The sequence below is a fragment of the Streptomyces sp. NPDC096311 genome (assembly GCF_044763085.1).
Lineage (GTDB): Bacteria > Actinomycetota > Actinomycetes > Streptomycetales > Streptomycetaceae > Streptomyces.
The window spans coordinates 145,804-162,272 of the sequence record NZ_JBIWFN010000014.1; the positions used below are offsets into that span (position 1 = coordinate 145,804).

Below are 16,469 nucleotides of genomic sequence, written 5' to 3' on the forward strand. Positions count from 1 at the left end.
CCTTCATTATTTGATGCGGAGGACGATCCTACGGTTGTACCACGGGGGCGCATCAAGGGTCTCATGAGGACACGTGCGCGGGCGTACGGTCCCAGTCATCCGGCAGGGAAGGAACCGGCCAGGCGGGATCCGGGCGCCAGTGCTGCCAGCCGTCCGAGAACGGCGCGCCCCAGGCACGGATCACCTCCACCGCGCAGTGCCCTGCCTCTCTTACCTGTGCGGCCAGTTGAGTATCCATCAATCCGGCTCTTTGCGCCTGTGCGAACTCGTCTTCGTCGAGCCAGTGCCAACTGCGGTCCGGGTGCACGGAGATGTCCAGGAAGTGATCCTCGGAGTCGACCCCGCCCTCCCAACGGGCGAGCGGCGCCTCCAGGTTCACGTACCAGTTCTTGAACCGCCAGCCCGGTTCCCAGAACAGCCACACCGACCAGGGCTCGCCGGGCCGCGCCAGCTTCAGCACTCCGGTGCCGAACCAGCGGCCCCGCTGCACCGTTCGCGCCTTGGTGTAGCGGGACTCCAGCGGTTCTCCGTGCACGGGTGTGCCGTCGGCGAGCACGGGCTTCACGCACTCGGTGCCGGGCGCCATCCACACCGCGAGCAGTTCCTCGTCGTCCCGTACTACGGTCACGGGGCGGCAGATGTGGAAGTGCTCACCGGCGTTCTCCCGGTACCGCCACAGAATGTGACTCCCGGGGGCCCAGTACACCGTCGACCCGCCCGCCGCCACTCGCCTCACCGCTCCGCCCTCTGCCATGACCAGATATTAGGTGCCCCAGGCATACGACGCTGCGGTGCGCGTCACGGTTCGCGCGATGGAGCGAATGACGTAACGGAGGCGTCATTCAATGGCTTCCAAGGTCATCCGGGGAGCGAACGCCGTTTACGGATGCGTCATCCTCAGGACATCGAGCGCCTCGTCCAGCTGCTCCAGGGTGAGGTCACCGCGCTCGACGTACCCGGAATCCAGAACGACCTGGCGGATCGTCCGGCGTTCCGCCAGTGCCTTCTTGGCCACCTTGGCGGCCTCCTCGTAGCCGATGTACTTGTTGAGCGGTGTCACGACCGACGGCGAGGACTCGGCGTACTCGCGGGCCCGTTCGCGGTGGGCGACGATCCCGTCGACCGTGCGGTCGGCGAGCAGGCGCGAGACGTTGGTGAGGAGACGGATCGACTCCAGGACGTTCTTCGCGATGACCGGAAGCATGACGTTCAGCTCGAAGTTGCCGGCGGCCCCGGCGACGGCGACCGTCGCGTCGTTGCCCATCACCTGGGCCGCGACCATCAGCACCGCCTCGGGAATGACCGGATTCACCTTGCCGGGCATGATCGAGGAGCCGGGCTGGAGGTCGGGCAGGCTGATCTCGGCCAGCCCGGTGCGCGGACCGGACGCCATCCACCGCAGATCGTTGGCGATCTTCGTCAGCCCGACCGCGATGGTCCGCAGCTGCCCGCTCGTCTCGACGATCCCGTCCCGCGCGCCCTGTGCCTCGAAGTGGTCACGGGCCTCGGTGAGCGGCAGCCCGGTGGCCCGCGCCACCTCGGCGATGACGGCCGCGGAGAACCCGGGCGGCGTGTTGATCCCGGTGCCCACAGCGGTCCCACCGAGCGGCAGTTCGGCGAGCCGGGGCAGCGAGGCCCGGAGGCGCTCGACGCCGTACCGCACCTGCGCCGCGTACCCCCCGAACTCCTGCCCGAGCGTCACCGGCGTGGCGTCCATGAGATGCGTACGCCCCGACTTCACGACGTCCGCGAACTCCTCGGCCTTCCGCTCCAGGGCGGCGGCGAGGTGTTCCAGAGCAGGGACGAGATCCCTGGTCACGGCGGCGGTGGCGGCGATGTGGAGCGAGGACGGGAACACGTCGTTCGACGACTGCGAGGCGTTCACATGGTCATTGGGGTGTACGTCCCTGCCGAGCCGCTCGGTCGCGAGCGTGGCGATGACCTCGTTGGTGTTCATGTTGGAGGACGTTCCGGAACCCGTCTGGAAGACGTCCACCGGGAAGTGCGCGTCCCAGCGACCCTCGGCGACCTCGCCCGCCGCCTCCTGGATGGCCTCGGCCACGTCCTTGTCGACCACCCCCAGCTTCGCGTTGACCCTGGCCGCCGCGCCCTTGATCAGCGCCAGCGCCTCGATGTGCGCGCGCTCCAGACGCTGACCCGAGATGGGGAAATTTTCCACGGCCCGTTGGGTCTGGGCCCGCCACTTCGCGTCCGCGGGCACCCTGACCTCACCCATGGAGTCGTGCTCGATCCGGTACGGGGCTGCCTGTTCGTCGGCCATCGACGATCACCTCCAGTGGGGACAGCATCGCGGACGTGCCCCGTGTTCCCGGCAAGGCGGCTCCCGTTTCTCCCGGAGAGTCGGCTCGGTGAACGGCTCTCCCGGGGAGTCAGCTCCGTGAGCCGCCGAGCGGGCCGGTGCACGCCGACGTCCCGCCGACCGTGGCGCAGGCCTCCGCCCCACGAGGGCTCGACGCGGCCAGCATCGGGCTGCTGTAGCCGTCCGAGGGGTCGCCCCGGTAGGCGGCGGACAGCTCGTCATGGTCGGATCTGATCGAGATCTCCCGCGCCCCGCCGGTCCTGGTGCGGACCTCCGACCAGACCGTCGCGCACGAGGGGGAGAAACGCAGCAGCACGACCTGCCCGGCGCGCGTGACGGTGCTCTCCGTACGCGCGTCACGGCCGCAGGCCTCGGAGGTCGGGATCTGCCCCTGGCAGTCGCGGCCCCGGCAGGAGGCGCTGGCGGGGGCCACGGGCTGGTCGGGGTCGAGGACGTCGGCGGCGCCCGCGGTGACCACCACCGTGGCCGCCATCGCCGCGAGGGCGATGACGGCCCGGTTGGACCCCCGGACGCGCCGGCCCCGAACCGGCGCGTCCGGAACCGCGGCCTGTGGGACCGAGGCCCCCAGGGGCGGGGTCGCCGCCCTGGACTGGGCCCGGGACGCGGCGTCCCACAGGGAGAGAAGGGGACCCGGGTCGGTGTCCGCCAGACGGCCGAGCGACTCGACCGCCGAGCGCGGCGGAAACTGATCACCGCTCAGGTAGCGGTGCCAGGTCGACTTGCTGAACGGGGTGACGGAGGCCAGCGCGGCCAGACTCAGCCCCGTCCGCTGCTTGAGGCACCGGAGCCGCTCCATCAGCAGCCGCTCCTCGTCGATGTCCTCCGTGCCGATGCCTTCGGTATGGATGCGCTCAGTACCGATGTGCTCCATGTCGATATGCTCTGTTTTCGTACGTACTGCCTTGCTGTGTTCTGTCTCGTCCAACGAGTCGGGCAGCGGCTGTCTCTTGACCCTCACGTGGCTCTTCCTCTCGCTCCCTCGCCCTGCCGGGGTGACCGCCCTGATGTGTTCCCTCGCACGGTGCCCGGGCACACCCCGATCGCCCGAATGCGAACCGAATATGAAGGGGAGTTGACCTGCTGTTTCGTCAGGGGAGTGGGGTCGTCGGCTGATCGACTTGTCCTACCGGCCGGCGGGGCGGACCTCGCCCCGCCGGCCGGCGCCGGACCTCAGGAGGCGAGCGGCGAGGTGTTCGTCAGCACCAGCGGACGGCGCGGCTGTTGCGGACGTAGTGGGCGGAGACGTAGCCCCGGCCGTGGGCGAGCTTGTACCAGCGCGAGTTGCCCATGACGGAGGAACCGCTCTTCTTGCAGACGAGGGTCACCACACGGCCGGCCCGCCGCGAGCCGACGATCCGGTAACCGGTACCCGGACCGGACCGGACGCGCAGACGCGTGTGGTGGGTCGTCACCCGGCCCAGGACGTGCCGGGTGAGGTGGTGCCGGGCGTGGTGGCGCGCGTGGGTGATCGCGTAGTGCCTGTAGTGGTGCCTCGGAGCCAGGGACAGGGTGCGCGCGGCGCGCTGGAGGCCGGGGATCGAGGACTGCGGGGACGCCGGGTACCAGCTCGACGACGCGACCGGCGAGGACGCGGCGCCCCGGCTGGGAACGTGCGGGGCGGCCGGGGCGGCGGAGGCGACGGCTGTCACCGGGAAGACGGCGACAGCCGCGATCGCGGCCACCAGGCCGTTGCGCAAGGTGCGACCAATCATGGGATTTCCCTCCGAGATGACCTGCGGACCACAGGCTGTGATCCGGTCATCACGGAGGGTTTCCGGCAAAGCTCACAAAAATGCTGTCCCGCTCGTTCCTGGGACGAAGTGGGACAGCATCGGGGCGTGGCGGGACGCGTCCAGGCAGCGAACAGCTGCCTCTGGCGTCCCGGGACGCTACGCCGGCCCAGGTCCCCATACCGGAATCGACGTGAACCGGGGTCTGGGGCGCGGCCCCAGCGGGGGCGAAGGGGCGGAGCCCCTGGGGATGGGACGGGTAGGGGCGGCGGGGGCGAATGTCATCCCGGCCGCCCCGAAAGGCACTACGCGAGCCCAGGTCCCCGTACCGGAATCGACGTGAACGTCGGAGCCGGTGCCGGGTCCTGGAAGAAGTCGTTGCCCTTGTCGTCGACGACGATGAACGCCGGGAAGTCCTCGACCTCGATCTTCCAGACGGCTTCCATGCCGAGCTCCTCGTACTCGACGACCTCGACCTTCTTGATGCAGTCCTGGGCGAGCCGCGCGGCGGGGCCGCCGATGGAGCCGAGGTAGAAGCCGCCGTGCGCGTCACAGGCGCCTGTGACCTGCGCGGAACGGTTGCCCTTCGCGAGCATCACCTTGGAGCCGCCCGCGGCCTGGAACTGTTCCACGTAGGAGTCCATGCGGCCGGCGGTGGTGGGGCCGAACGAACCCGACGCGTAACCCTCGGGGGTCTTGGCCGGACCGGCGTAGTACACCGGGTGGTCCTTGAGGTACTGCGGCATCTCCTCGCCCGCGTCCAGCCGCTCCTTGATCTTGGCGTGCGCGATGTCGCGCGCCACGACGAGCGGGCCGGAGAGCGAGAGCCGGGTCTTGACCGGGTACTTCGTCAGTTCGGCGAGGATGTCGTCCATCGGCTGGTTCAGGTCGATCCGGACGACGTCGTCCCCGGCGGAGTCCAGGTGCTCGTCCGTGGTCTCCGGCAGGAAGCGCGCGGGGTCGGTCTCCAGCTGCTCCAGGAACACGCCCTCGGCCGTGATCTTCGCGACGGCCTGACGGTCCGCGGAGCAGGACACCGCGATCGCGACGGGGCAGGACGCGCCGTGCCGCGGCAGACGCACCACGCGCACGTCGTGACAGAAGTACTTGCCGCCGAACTGCGCGCCGATGCCGATCTTCTGGGTCAGCTCGAAGACCTTCTCCTCCAGGTCCTTGTCCCGGAAGCCGTGACCGAGCTCCGAGCCCTCGGCCGGAATCTCGTCCAGGTAGTGCGCGGAGGCGTACTTCGCGGTCTTCAGGGCGTACTCGGCGCTCGTGCCGCCGACCACGATCGCCAGGTGGTACGGCGGGCAGGCGGCCGTGCCCAGTGAACGGATCTTCTCCTCCAGGAACTTCATCATGGAGGCCTCGTTCAGAACGGCCTTCGTCTCCTGGTACAGGAAGCTCTTGTTCGCCGAACCGCCGCCCTTGGCCATGAACAGGAACTTGTAGGCGCCGCCGTCGGTCGCGTACAGCTCGATCTGTGCCGGAAGGTTGGACCCGGTGTTCTTCTCCTCCCACATGGTGAGCGGAGCCATCTGCGAGTAGCGCAGGTTCAGCTTGGTGTACGCGTCGTAGATGCCCCGCGAGAGGGCCTCCTCGTCGCCGCCCTCGGTGAGCACGTTCTGTCCGCGCTTGCCCATCACGATCGCGGTGCCGGTGTCCTGGCACATGGGCAGCACGCCGGCGGCTGCGATGTTCGCGTTCTTCAGCAGGTCCAGGGCGACGAACTTGTCGTTGCCGGACGCCTCGGGGTCGTCGATGATGCGCCGCAGCTGCGCCAGGTGCGCGGGCCGCAGATAGTGCTGGATGTCGTGGACGGCCTCCGCGGCGAGCTTGCGCAGCGCCTCCGGCTCGACCTTGAGGAACGTGCGCCCGTCGGCCTTGAAGGTGGAGACACCCTCGGAGGTCACCAGCCGGTACGGAGTGGTGTCCTCTCCCTGGGGGAGCAGATCGGTGTACGCGAACTCAGGCACTAGCCCATTCCTCACTCGGCAGACAGCGGCATGCCTCCATTGGCAGCATCCACCAGCGTAGAACCTGGCGCGGACGGTGAGTCTGTGAGGTAAGGCTCAGTTGGCGTGAAGGGGCGGTTTTCCACAGGTCGCGAGAAGGGGTAGTCGCGATCTATCGCGTTTGGGTACGCTGCTGTCGTGGACCTTCAGAAGCGCACCGAAACCCGGGCCTCCGATGCCGAACTCCGGGCCTCCGACGCCGACCGTGACCGGATCGCCGACATTCTGCGCGATGCCCTCGCCGAGGGGCGCCTCACCGCCGACGAGCACGCCGAGCGGATCGAGGGGGTGCTGGCCACGAAGACGGTGGGAGAGCTCGACCGGTTCGTCCAGGACCTGCCCGCGGCACGCGCGGGCCGCGCGACCCCCGCGTACGCGTCCGTGCCGGACCGCCCCCAGCCGGGCGGCATCCCGGCGGAGGCCGACGAGAACGTGGTGGCGGTGTTCAGTGCCGCCGTGCGCAAGGGCCGCCGGCGCGCCGGACGCCGCATCCACGCGTACGCCGTCTTCGGTAGCGTCGACATCGACCTCAGCGAGGCGATCTTCGAGTACCAACAGGTCGTGATCAAGGCGATCTCGGTCTTCGGCAACGTCGAGATCAAGGTCCCGGAGAACGTCTCGCTGCGCGGCAGCGGCGGCGGAGTCCTCGGCAACTTCGAGACGCACACCACGGACGCGGCCGACCCCGACGCCCCCGTGGTCTACGTCGAAGGCTTCGCGGTGCTGGGGAACATCGAGGCGCGGCCCAAGCGCGGCAAGCTCGTCGCCGACATCCTCGACCGCACGATGGACCGGGTGGACAGGACTTTGCGCAAGCACCTCGACCGTTGACGCCTGTGAACGCGACGGCGCGCGGGGCGCATCGGTCCACTTGTCCGCGCCCCGTTTCGAACGACCGGCTCCGCTCTCGGGAACTCAGTGCATAGGCGCGCGCACAGCGGGTAGGGCTTGCTGCATCGCCTCTTGGAGGGCGCTGTGGGACTTCCCGCGGTGCCCGGCACGCCCGCGAAGCCGTCGTCAGGAGTAGACCGTGCTGCAACCGCCGCATCAGTCCCTGCAGGTAGCTGCCGTTCCGGCCCAGCGGGCGCCAGTGCGGGACAGGGACCAGGAAGCCCCATGGCACACGGAGGCGGTGTGCCGCAGGGACGAGGCCGGCCTGTTCTTCGCGCCCTCCAAGGAGCCCACGGCGGCCCGGCTGTCCCGCGAGGAGGCGGCGAAGCGCGTCTGCGCCCGCTGTCCCGTGATGGTGGAGTGCCGCGAACACGCGCTGCTGCAACCCGAGCCGTACGGAGTGTGGGGCGGCCTCACCGCCGCCGAGCGCCGCGTGGTGCTCGCCCGGCGCCGCCGCCGCGACCTGGAACTCAAGAAGGCCGCCCGCGGCACGATAGCCGCAGCCGGCTGACCCACGCAGACACCGAAGGGGCCACCCCTCCGCACGGGGGCGGCCCCTTCGCCGTACACACTTCTTCACGCACCCTGTAGGCACGCGTCCCGTAGGCACGCGTCCCGTAGGCACGCGTCCCGAAGGGGCGCGGGGAACTGCGCGACCAGCCGCAACGGGCCCGCAGTGCCCCGTAACCGGCAGTTCCCCGGCTGACCCCGCGGAGCTACTTCGCCCGGTCGAAGTCGATCGCGCTGTACGCCCGCAACTTGCTCAGCCGATGCTCCGACCGAATCTGGCGCACCGTACCCGACTTGGACCGCATCACGATCGACTCGGTGGTCGCGGTCTCCGCCCGGTACCGGACCCCGCGCAGCAGTTCCCCGTCCGTGATCCCGGTGGCGACGAAGAACACGTTCTCGCCGGAGACCAGGTCATCGGTGAGCAGCACACGGTCGAGGTCGTGCCCGGCGTCCAGCGCGCGCTGCCGCTCCTCGTCGTCCTTGGGCCACAGCTTGCCCTGGATGGTGCCGCCCAGGCACTTCACGGCGCAGGCGGAGATGATGCCCTCGGGCGTACCGCCGACGCCGAGGAGCAGGTCGATGCCCGTGCCCTCGCGCAGCGCGAGGATCGAGCCCGCGACGTCGCCGTCGGAGATCAGCTTGATCCGGGCGCCGGTCTCGCGGATCTCCTTGATGATCCCCTCGTGGCGCGGCCGGTCGAGGATCACGACGGTGACGTCCTCGGGCGAGGACTTCTTGGCCTTGGCGACCCGGCGGATGTTCACCGAGACGGGCGCGTTGATGTCGACGAAGTCGGCGGCCTCCGGCCCGGTGACCAGCTTGTCCATGTAGAAGACCGCGGACGGGTCGAACATGGTGCCGCGGTCGGCGGCGGCCAGCACCGCGATCGCGTTGCTCATGCCCTTGGCGGTCAGCGTGGTGCCGTCGATCGGGTCGACGGCGATGTCGCACTCGGGGCCGGTCCCGTCGCCCACGCGCTCCCCGTTGAAGAGCATCGGGGCCTCGTCCTTCTCGCCTTCACCGATGACGACGACGCCGTTCATCGAGACGGTGGAGACGAGGGTCCGCATGGCCCGGACGGCGGCGCCGTCGGCGCCGATCTTGTCGCCGCGGCCGACCCAGCGGCCCGCGGCCATCGCGGCGGCCTCGGTGACCCGGACGAGTTCCAGGGCGAGATTTCGGTCGGGGGCCTCGGAAGGGACCTCGAGCTCGGACGGCAGTTGATGATTCTCGGTCATCGAGACGCACCTTTCTGATACGACGACGGCCGGATGAGGGTGTGCCCCGACTCTATCGTCAGGCTGACAGAATGAGCAGGGGGCCCCACGGATGAGCAGGCCAGGGTACCTGCGACGATAGGGGCGTGGCAGGTACGAAAGGCAAGCAGAGCGTCCGGGACATGCTTCTCTCCCTGGGTCTGATCGGGCTCATGGCGGGCGTGATCTATATCTTCATCCCGCATGACGACTCCGCGCCTCCTCTCAAGCGCGTCGACTACCGCGTCGAGCTGCTCACGGCGCGCCGCGCGGCGTCGTATCCCGTGGCGGCACCCGTGGGTCTGCCGACGGCGTGGAAGGCGACCTCGGTGCGGTACGACGGCACCGAGTTCGATGCCTGGCACCTGGGCTTCCACGACCCCGACGGTCAGTACGTGGCGATCGAGCAGTCGACTCAGCCCGCGGCCGTCTTCATCGACTCGGCCAGCCAGGGCGCCAAGGAGACGAAGGGCACCCAGCGGATCGGTGACGCGACGTGGCAGCGGTACGAGGGTGACAAGTACGACGCCCTTGTGCTCAAGGCCAAGGGGGCGACCACCGTGGTGACCGGGACGGCGTCGTTCGGGCAGCTGACGAAGATGGCGGAGGCGCTGAAGACGTCGTGACGCTGTGACGCCGTGATGCTGTGACCTCGTGACGCTGTGACGTCGTGACGCGTCCGCGTAATACGTCCGTGTACGTGCATGAGAAGGGCCCCCGGCGCCATTGCCGGGGGCCCTTCTCATGCACGTACACGCCGGGGCGTACGCGGGGGCTCAGACGGTCGTGATGACCTGGTCGAACTCCAGGCGCGGGGAGCGCGGGAACCAGGCGTCCTCGCCCGGCTTGCCGATGTTGACGACCATCAGCGGGGTGTGGTCGTCGTCCAGGAACTCCTTCTGGACGCCCGCGAAGTCGAGACCGGTCATCGGGCCGGCGGCGAGGCCGGCGGCGCGGATGCCGATGATGAAGTACGCGGCCTGCAGGGCGGCGTTCAGCGTGGCGGCACCCTCACGGGCCGGGCGCTCGGCGAAGAAGACGTCCTTGGCCTGCGGGAAGTGCGGGAACAGCGTGGGGAGCTCCTCGTGGAACTCGTTGTCCGCGGAGAGGATCGCGACCAGCGGGGCGGTGGCGGTCTTGGGCTGGTTGCCCTCGGCCATGTGCTGCACGAGGCGCTCGCGGGCCTCGGCGGAGCGGACCAGGGTGATGCGCAGCGGCGACTGGTTGAAGGCGGTCGGGCCGTACTTGACCAGGTCGTAGATCGCCTGCACCTGCTCGTCGGTCACCGGCTCGTCGGTGAACGTGTTGGCGGTACGGGCCTCGCGGAACAGCAGGTCCTGGGCGGCGGGGTCAAGAACGAGAGACATCAGAAACCTTCTCGGAATGTGCGGTGGATCCGGGGGGATCGGTTGGCGAGGTCAACAGTAGGGGGAGGAGGTTTAAAGTTCAACCAAAAGCGGGGTGAGGTGATCCGCTTCACAGGGAGTGAGGGGGAACGAGGTCGCTTCCGGGCGCCAGGGTTCCGGGGGAACGACGAGGCCGCCGTCACCGAGCGGGACGGCGGCCGGGTGTCACTGGGGATGTCGCCGGGTGTCACCGGCCGCGGAAGGGAGCGGACGTCATGACGTCACTCGGAGTCGCGGCCCCCGTCCCCGTGCCCGTCTCCGTCTCCGCTCTCCGACTCCTCCTCGGCCAGCGCCGCGTCCAGGCGGGCCCGTGCGCCCTCCAGCCAGCGGCGGCAGACCTTCGCCAGCTCCTCGCCCCGCTCCCAGAGCGCCAGTGACTCCTCGAGCGTCGTGCCGCCCGCCTCCAGTCGGCGTACGACCTCGATCAGCTCGTCCCGCGCCTGCTCGTACCCGAGCGCCTCGTCCACCTTGCTGGTCATGCGCCCACCCTATGCATCGACTCGTACCGTGAATTCACCCTCGGCGACCCGCGCCCGCAGCGCCTCGCCCGCCGCCACCTCGTCCGGATCCCGGACCACATGACCGTCGGCGTTCTGGAGCACCGCATATCCCCGTTGGAGGGTCGCGGCGGGGGAGAGGGCCACCACACGCGCGTGGGTGTGCGTCAGCTCCGAGTCGGCGCGGTCGAGCAGATGCCCGAGCGTGCGCCGCCCGCGGTCCAGCAGCGCGGCGACCTGGTCGGCGCGCTCGTCGACCATCCGGTGCGGATCCTCTATCGAGGGCCGGGCCAGCGCGTGCGCGAGCCCGCGCTCCTCCCGGTCGATGAAGGACTGGACACTCCGCCGCGCCCGGTCCCGCAGGAACCGCACCCGCTCGTACTCCTCCCCGACGTCCGGCACGACCTTCTTGGCCGCGTCCGTCGGCGTGGACGCGCGCAGGTCGGCCACGAAGTCCAGCAACGGGTGGTCGGGCTCGTGCCCGATGGCCGACACGACCGGCGTACGACAGGCCGCGACCGCCCGTACGAGTTGCTCGTCCGAGAACGGCAGCAGATCCTCCACGCTGCCGCCGCCGCGCGCCACGATGATCACGTCCACGGTGTCGAGCGCGTCCAGCTCCTTCACGGCCTGCACGACCTGCGGCACCGCGTGCACCCCCTGCACGGGGACGTTGCGCACCTCGAAGCGGACGGCCGGCCAGCGGTGCCGCGCGTTCTCCAGCACGTCCCGCTCGGCCGCGGACGCCCGCCCGCACACCAGCCCGATGAGCTGCGGCAGGAACGGCAGGGCCTTCTTGCGATCGGCCGCGAACAGCCCCTCGCTCGCCAGGGACTTCTTCAACTGCTCGAGTCGCGCGAGGAGTTCCCCCACGCCGACCGGTTTGATCTCGGTGGCCCGCAGTGACAGCTGCCCGCGCGGCGCGTACCACTCGGGCTTCGCCAGGACGACGACGCGGGCGCCCTCGCTCACCACGTCCGCCACCGCGTCGAACACCTGCCGGTAGCAGGTGACGCTCACCGAGATGTCGTACGACGGGTCGCGCAGGGTCAGGAAGACGACGCCCGCGCCGGGGCGCCGCGACAACTGGGTGATCTGTCCCTCGACCCACACCGCGCCGAGCCGGTCGATCCACCCTCCGATGAGCCGCGACACCTCGCCGACCGGCAGTGGGGCGTCCGCGGACGTGTTGAGAGCCATGCGCCCGAGAGTAACGGCCCCCACTGACACACAGCCCGCACCGAAGCAGCCCGCCGCTACCCGCGGACGCGTCCCCGTTGGGCGAGCAGCACCCCCACCCCCAAGGCCGGCCACACCGCACCGACCACCTGAGCAAGCCCGGACGCCGCCACGATCACGGCAACGGTGACCGCGGCCCCGACCACGGGGACCCCGACAGCGCGAACGCTCCCTGCGAGCCGTCGCCGGTCAGCGGGGACAGCGGGCCGCGCTGCGCCCCGTCGCGCGCGAGGACGACGACCGCGGACACGGCGAAGACAAGGAGGACCACGATCTCCATCGCGAGCACCAGGAAGCCCACCCGGGCGGCGGCCCGTACGCCCCAGAGGTTGAGCACCGTCGTGACGACCACCGCGAGCGCGGTCCACTCCCATCGGGAGACCTCCGGGACCAGCGAGTTCATCGCGATCCCCGAGAACAGGTACGCCGCCGCCGGGATGAGGACGGAGTCCAGCATCGCCATCCACCCGGCGATGAACCCCGCCAACAACAGCCCGTAGACGACCAGGTCCCGGAAGCCGGGGCCGCGCCGCAGTCCGTACCCGGCACCGGTCTCGTCGGCCGCTGCGGCGGTGGTCTGCGTGTCGGACATCGTGCCTCCCGAGGGTCGCGTCCCGCTCGCCCCGTCCGGCTCCCCCTCAGTCTCCCCAAGGAGGCGATCTTTGACGCGTCGGGCGCGGCCTTACGATGGGTGCCATGACTGCTTCGCCTGGCCGCCGTGTCCTGCTCGCCGCCCCCCGTGGCTACTGCGCGGGCGTGGACCGCGCCGTGATCGCCGTCGAGAAGGCCCTTGAGCAGTACGGGGCCCCGATCTATGTCCGCCACGAGATCGTCCACAACAAGTACGTCGTGCAGACCCTGGAGAAAAAGGGCGCGATCTTCGTCGAGCAGACGGCCGAGGTCCCCGAGGGGTCCATCGTCATGTTCTCGGCGCACGGCGTCGCCCCGGTCGTCCACGACGAGGCCGCGGCCGGCAAGCTCGCCACCATCGACGCGACCTGCCCGCTGGTCACCAAGGTCCACAAGGAAGCCGTCCGGTTCGCGAACGAGGACTTCGACATCCTGCTGATCGGCCACGAGGGCCACGAGGAGGTCATCGGCACCTCCGGCGAGGCGCCCGACCACATCACCCTCGTGGACGGTCCCGAGGACGTCGCCAAGGTCGAGGTCCGCGACCCGTCCAAGGTCGTCTGGCTCTCCCAGACCACGCTGTCGGTCGACGAGACGATGGAGACGGTCGACGCGCTGAAGGAGAAGTTCCCGCAGCTCATCTCCCCGCCCAGCGACGACATCTGCTACGCCACGCAGAATCGCCAGCTGGCCGTGAAGCGGATGGGAGAGGAAGCGGACCTGGTCATCGTGGTCGGCTCGCGCAACTCCTCCAACTCCGTGCGTCTCGTCGAGGTCGCCAAGCTCGCGGGGGCGCGGGCGGCGTACCTCGTGGACTTCGCCGACGAGATCGAGGAGGGCTGGCTGGAGGGTGTGACGACGGTCGGTATCACCTCGGGCGCCTCCGTCCCGGAGGTCCTGGTGGAGCAGGTCCTGGAGTGGCTCTCCGCCCGTGGCTTCGAGGACGTCGAGATCGTCAAGGCGGCCGAGGAGTCCATCACCTTCTCGCTGCCCAAGGAGCTGCGCCGCGACCTGCGCGCGGAGGCGGCGGCGCTGGTGGAGCAGCGCACGGCTGCCGGTGCTTCCGCCCCCTCCGAGAAGTGACTGTCAGTCGTACGACGTAGCGTAGGGCCATGCAGATCTTCGGCGTGGACATCGGCGGATCCGGGATCAAGGGTGCCCCTGTGGACCTGGACCGCGGCGAACTGACGGAGGAGCGCCACAAAGTGCTCACTCCCCATCCGGCGACTCCGGACGCGGTGGCCGACGGCGTGAAGGAGGTCGTCGGTCACTTCGGCTGGACGGGACCCGTCGGCATCACCTTCCCCGGGGTGGTCACCGGCGGCGCCACCATTCGTACGGCTGCCAATGTCGACAAGGCGTGGATCGACACCGACGCGCGTGCTCTGCTGGGCGAGCGGCTGGGCGGCCTCCCGGTGACGGTGCTGAACGACGCGGACGCGGCGGGCGTCGCCGAGATGCAGTTCGGAGCCGGGCGCGACCGCCGGGGCACGGTCCTCCTGCTCACCTTCGGCACGGGCATCGGCAGCGCGCTCTTCGTCGACGGCGAGCTGGTGACGAACACGGAGCTGGGACACCTCGAGTTGAACGGCCACGACGCGGAGAAGCGCGCCTCCACCAAGGCCAAGGAGGACCACGAGCTGACCTGGGAGCAGTGGGCCCACCGGGTGCAGAAGTACCTCGCCCATGTGGAGATGCTCTTCTCGCCCGAGCTCTTCATCATCGGCGGCGGCGTCAGCCGCAAGGCCGACAAGTTCCTGCCGCTGATCGAGGGCATCAAGGCGGAGATCGTCCCGGCGCAGCTGCAGAACAACGCGGGGATCGTGGGGGCGGCGATGCGGGCGGCGAAGTCCGCGTAGGCCCTCCGGGCGCGCGGGGCGGGGCCGGGAGCCCGGCGCTGGTGTGGCCGTGGCCGTCGCCCCCGTCGAGTTCGTCGGCCCCGTCGCCTCCGTCGCCCCCGGTTGTGTCCGGTCGCCCCCGGTTGTGTCCGGTCGCCCCCGGTTGTGTCCGGTCGCCCCCGGTTGTGTCCCTCGGGCCCCTCGTGTCCGTCGGGCCCCTCGTGTCCGTCGGGCCCCTCGTGTCGGTCAGGCCGGTCGGCGGCGCGGCCGGATCTCCGGGCGGGGCCTCTGGGCCGCCCTGCGCCGGGCGGCCCGGCGGCTCATCAGGTGGATCTTCCGTACGGTGGTGATGACCCCCGCGACCAGCGTCCCCCCGTACAGCCATCCCGCCTGGGTCGCCAGCGCGGTGACGAGCCCCATCAGTTCGCCCCCGATCCCGCCGCCTCCGTCGGCGACGGGCAGCAGTCCGAACGCGAAGGCGATGGGCACGACGACGGGCGCGGTGACGATGTCTCCCCGGCGCACCCACAGCGCGGTCAGCGCGCACACCGGCAGGAACAGCACCCCGTAGACCACCAGCGACGCCCCGAAGAGCAGCTGGTCGAGACAGGCGAGCGCGAACATCGTCGCCCCGCAGAACAGTCCGCCGCCGAGCCCGGTGAGCCGGGGGTTCGGCATCCGCCGTCGCGCCGGAGTGGGCACGGGCGCGGGTCGCTGCGCGGGAGGCGCACTCCTGCGTACACGGTCGGCCGCGGCGCGCCCGGTCTGGGCGGGAAGAGGTGCGCCGCGTCGCGGTCGGTACTGAGGGGGACGCGTCCTGTGTTGCTCCACTGGACCAACTTAGGTCGGTTTATGTGCGCAATAGCCCCTCAGACACGCCGATGGGCCGGCCTTGGCCATGCGTTCGATGCGTCGCCGGTAAGGGACCTCGCACCCCGTAGACTGGTGGATCGGCCCGCGCACCTTCGCGGACCTGTCGCCCACCCTCACGTACGGGAAGTCGCAACGTGTCGCTCACGATCGGAATCGTCGGTCTGCCCAATGTCGGCAAGTCGACCCTGTTCAACGCCCTGACCAAGAACGACGTGCTCGCGGCCAACTACCCGTTCGCCACGATCGAGCCCAATGTGGGCGTGGTCGGTGTCCCCGACGCCCGGCTGACCAAGCTGGCCGAGATCTTCGGCTCGCAGCGCGTGCTTCCGGCGACGGTCGACTTCGTCGACATCGCGGGCATCGTGAAGGGCGCCTCGGAGGGCGAGGGCCTGGGCAACAAGTTCCTCGCGAACATCCGTGAGTCGGACGCGATCTGCCAGGTCATCCGTGCCTTCAAGGACGAGAACGTCGTGCACGTCGACGGCAAGGTCTCGCCCAAGGACGACATCGAGACGATCAACACCGAGCTGATCCTCGCGGACCTCCAGACCATCGAGAAGGTCCTGCCGCGCCTCCAGAAGGAGTCGCGCATCAAGAAGGACATCGCTCCCAAGGTCGCGGCGGTCGAGGCGGCGAAGGAGATCCTGGAGAAGGGCGACACGCTCTTCTCGCAGGGCATCGTCCAGGGCTCCGGCAACGAGGAGCTCCTGCACGACCTCCACCTCCTGACCACCAAGCCGTTCCTCTACGTCTTCAACGTGGACGAGGACGAGCTGGTCGACGAGGACTTCAAGGCCGAGCAGCGCACCCTGGTGGCCCCCGCCGAGGCGATCTTCCTCAACGCCAAGCTGGAGCAGGACCTCGCCGAGCTCGACGAGGAGGACGCCATGGAGCTCCTGGAGTCGGTGGGCGCCGAGGAGCCGGGCCTCGCCACCCTCGCCCGCGTCGGCTTCGACACCCTCGGCCTGCAGACCTATCTGACGGCCGGCCCCAAGGAATCCCGCGCCTGGACCATCAAGAAGGGCGACACCGCCCCCGAGGCCGCCGGAGTCATCCACACCGACTTCCAGAAGGGCTTCATCAAGGCGGAGGTCATCTCCTTCGAGGACCTCGTCGACACGGGCTCGGTCGCCGAGGCCCGCGCCAAGGGCAAGGCCCGCATGGAGGGCAAGGACTATGTCATGCAGGACGGCGACGTGGTGGAGTTCCGCTTCAACGTGTAGCCGCTGACACACCACCA

At 69.8% G+C, this 16,469-nt stretch carries 16 protein-coding genes and 1 pseudogene; 6 read left to right on the top strand and 11 right to left on the bottom strand.

Annotated elements, in window-relative coordinates:
- Positions 1–61: 61 nt before the first annotated feature.
- The 5 genes from ACIRA5_RS32585 to ACIRA5_RS32605 all read right to left on the bottom strand — a co-directional run bounded on the left by ACIRA5_RS32585 (position 62) and on the right by ACIRA5_RS32605 (position 6,047).
- Positions 62–754, bottom strand: coding sequence for a DUF402 domain-containing protein (locus ACIRA5_RS32585; RefSeq protein WP_403696846.1), 693 nt, complete (start codon positions 752–754; stop codon positions 62–64).
- A gap of 126 nt (positions 755–880) precedes the next feature.
- Positions 881–2,281, bottom strand: coding sequence for a class II fumarate hydratase (locus ACIRA5_RS32590; RefSeq protein ID WP_403696849.1), 1,401 nt, complete (start codon positions 2,279–2,281; stop codon positions 881–883).
- 109 nt (positions 2,282–2,390) lie between these two features.
- The gene (locus ACIRA5_RS32595) at positions 2,391–3,212 is read right to left on the bottom strand and encodes a DUF2690 domain-containing protein (RefSeq protein WP_403696851.1); all 822 of its coding nucleotides are present in this window, start codon (positions 3,210–3,212) and stop codon (positions 2,391–2,393) included.
- 325 nt (positions 3,213–3,537) lie between these two features.
- Complete coding sequence (locus ACIRA5_RS32600; protein ID WP_403696854.1) at positions 3,538–4,053, bottom strand: SH3 domain-containing protein; 516 nt, start codon at positions 4,051–4,053, stop codon at positions 3,538–3,540.
- Between the two features lie 323 nt (positions 4,054–4,376).
- On the bottom strand, positions 4,377–6,047 hold the full coding sequence (locus ACIRA5_RS32605) for a fumarate hydratase (RefSeq protein ID WP_403696857.1): 1,671 nt from the start codon (positions 6,045–6,047) through the stop codon (positions 4,377–4,379).
- Positions 6,048–6,224: 177 nt separating this feature from the next.
- Between ACIRA5_RS32605 and ACIRA5_RS32610 the strand changes: the two genes are divergently transcribed.
- Complete coding sequence (locus ACIRA5_RS32610; protein ID WP_403696860.1) at positions 6,225–6,917, top strand: DUF1707 domain-containing protein; 693 nt, start codon at positions 6,225–6,227, stop codon at positions 6,915–6,917.
- 199 nt (positions 6,918–7,116) lie between these two features.
- On the top strand, positions 7,117–7,488 hold the full coding sequence (locus ACIRA5_RS32615; protein WP_075028724.1) for a WhiB family transcriptional regulator: 372 nt from the start codon (positions 7,117–7,119) through the stop codon (positions 7,486–7,488).
- A 205-nt stretch (positions 7,489–7,693) separates the two neighbouring features.
- Here the strand turns inward: ACIRA5_RS32615 and glpX are convergent, their stop codons facing one another.
- Positions 7,694–8,728, bottom strand: coding sequence for a class II fructose-bisphosphatase (gene glpX / locus ACIRA5_RS32620; RefSeq protein WP_403696864.1), 1,035 nt, complete (start codon positions 8,726–8,728; stop codon positions 7,694–7,696).
- Positions 8,729–8,853: 125 nt separating this feature from the next.
- Between glpX and ACIRA5_RS32625 the strand changes: the two genes are divergently transcribed.
- Positions 8,854–9,372: a DUF4245 domain-containing protein gene (locus ACIRA5_RS32625; protein WP_403696866.1), complete on the top strand. Its 519-nt coding sequence runs from the start codon at positions 8,854–8,856 to the stop codon at positions 9,370–9,372.
- Positions 9,373–9,522: 150 nt separating this feature from the next.
- Here the strand turns inward: ACIRA5_RS32625 and ACIRA5_RS32630 are convergent, their stop codons facing one another.
- The 4 genes and pseudogenes from ACIRA5_RS32630 to ACIRA5_RS32645 form a co-directional block, all read right to left on the bottom strand.
- A complete protein-coding gene (locus tag ACIRA5_RS32630; protein ID WP_352045849.1) occupies positions 9,523–10,113 on the bottom strand; it encodes a malonic semialdehyde reductase in 591 nt (196 codons plus the stop codon).
- Positions 10,114–10,373: 260 nt separating this feature from the next.
- Positions 10,374–10,631, bottom strand: coding sequence for an exodeoxyribonuclease VII small subunit (locus ACIRA5_RS32635; RefSeq protein WP_067368332.1), 258 nt, complete (start codon positions 10,629–10,631; stop codon positions 10,374–10,376).
- Positions 10,632–10,640: 9 nt separating this feature from the next.
- Positions 10,641–11,849: an exodeoxyribonuclease VII large subunit gene (gene xseA / locus ACIRA5_RS32640; protein WP_403696870.1), complete on the bottom strand. Its 1,209-nt coding sequence runs from the start codon at positions 11,847–11,849 to the stop codon at positions 10,641–10,643.
- Positions 11,850–12,042: 193 nt separating this feature from the next.
- Positions 12,043–12,480, bottom strand: a pseudogene (locus ACIRA5_RS32645) (hypothetical protein); the annotation flags it as partial.
- A gap of 95 nt (positions 12,481–12,575) precedes the next feature.
- Here ACIRA5_RS32645 and ACIRA5_RS32650 point away from each other — a divergent pair.
- Positions 12,576–13,601 carry a 4-hydroxy-3-methylbut-2-enyl diphosphate reductase gene (locus ACIRA5_RS32650; protein ID WP_403696873.1) on the top strand — a complete coding sequence of 342 codons (1,026 nt, stop codon included), beginning with the start codon at positions 12,576–12,578 and terminating at the stop codon, positions 13,599–13,601.
- Between the two features lie 29 nt (positions 13,602–13,630).
- On the top strand, positions 13,631–14,377 hold the full coding sequence (ppgK, locus tag ACIRA5_RS32655; RefSeq protein WP_403696875.1) for a polyphosphate--glucose phosphotransferase: 747 nt from the start codon (positions 13,631–13,633) through the stop codon (positions 14,375–14,377).
- A gap of 225 nt (positions 14,378–14,602) precedes the next feature.
- Here ppgK and ACIRA5_RS32660 read toward each other — a convergent pair whose 3' ends face one another.
- Complete coding sequence (locus ACIRA5_RS32660; RefSeq protein ID WP_403696878.1) at positions 14,603–15,187, bottom strand: DUF6542 domain-containing protein; 585 nt, start codon at positions 15,185–15,187, stop codon at positions 14,603–14,605.
- 176 nt (positions 15,188–15,363) lie between these two features.
- Here ACIRA5_RS32660 and ychF point away from each other — a divergent pair, with 176 nt between their 5' ends.
- Positions 15,364–16,452 (top strand): redox-regulated ATPase YchF, encoded by a 1,089-nt coding sequence (gene ychF, locus ACIRA5_RS32665; protein WP_099920832.1) that lies wholly within the window; start codon positions 15,364–15,366, stop codon positions 16,450–16,452.
- Positions 16,453–16,469: the final 17 nt, after the last annotated feature.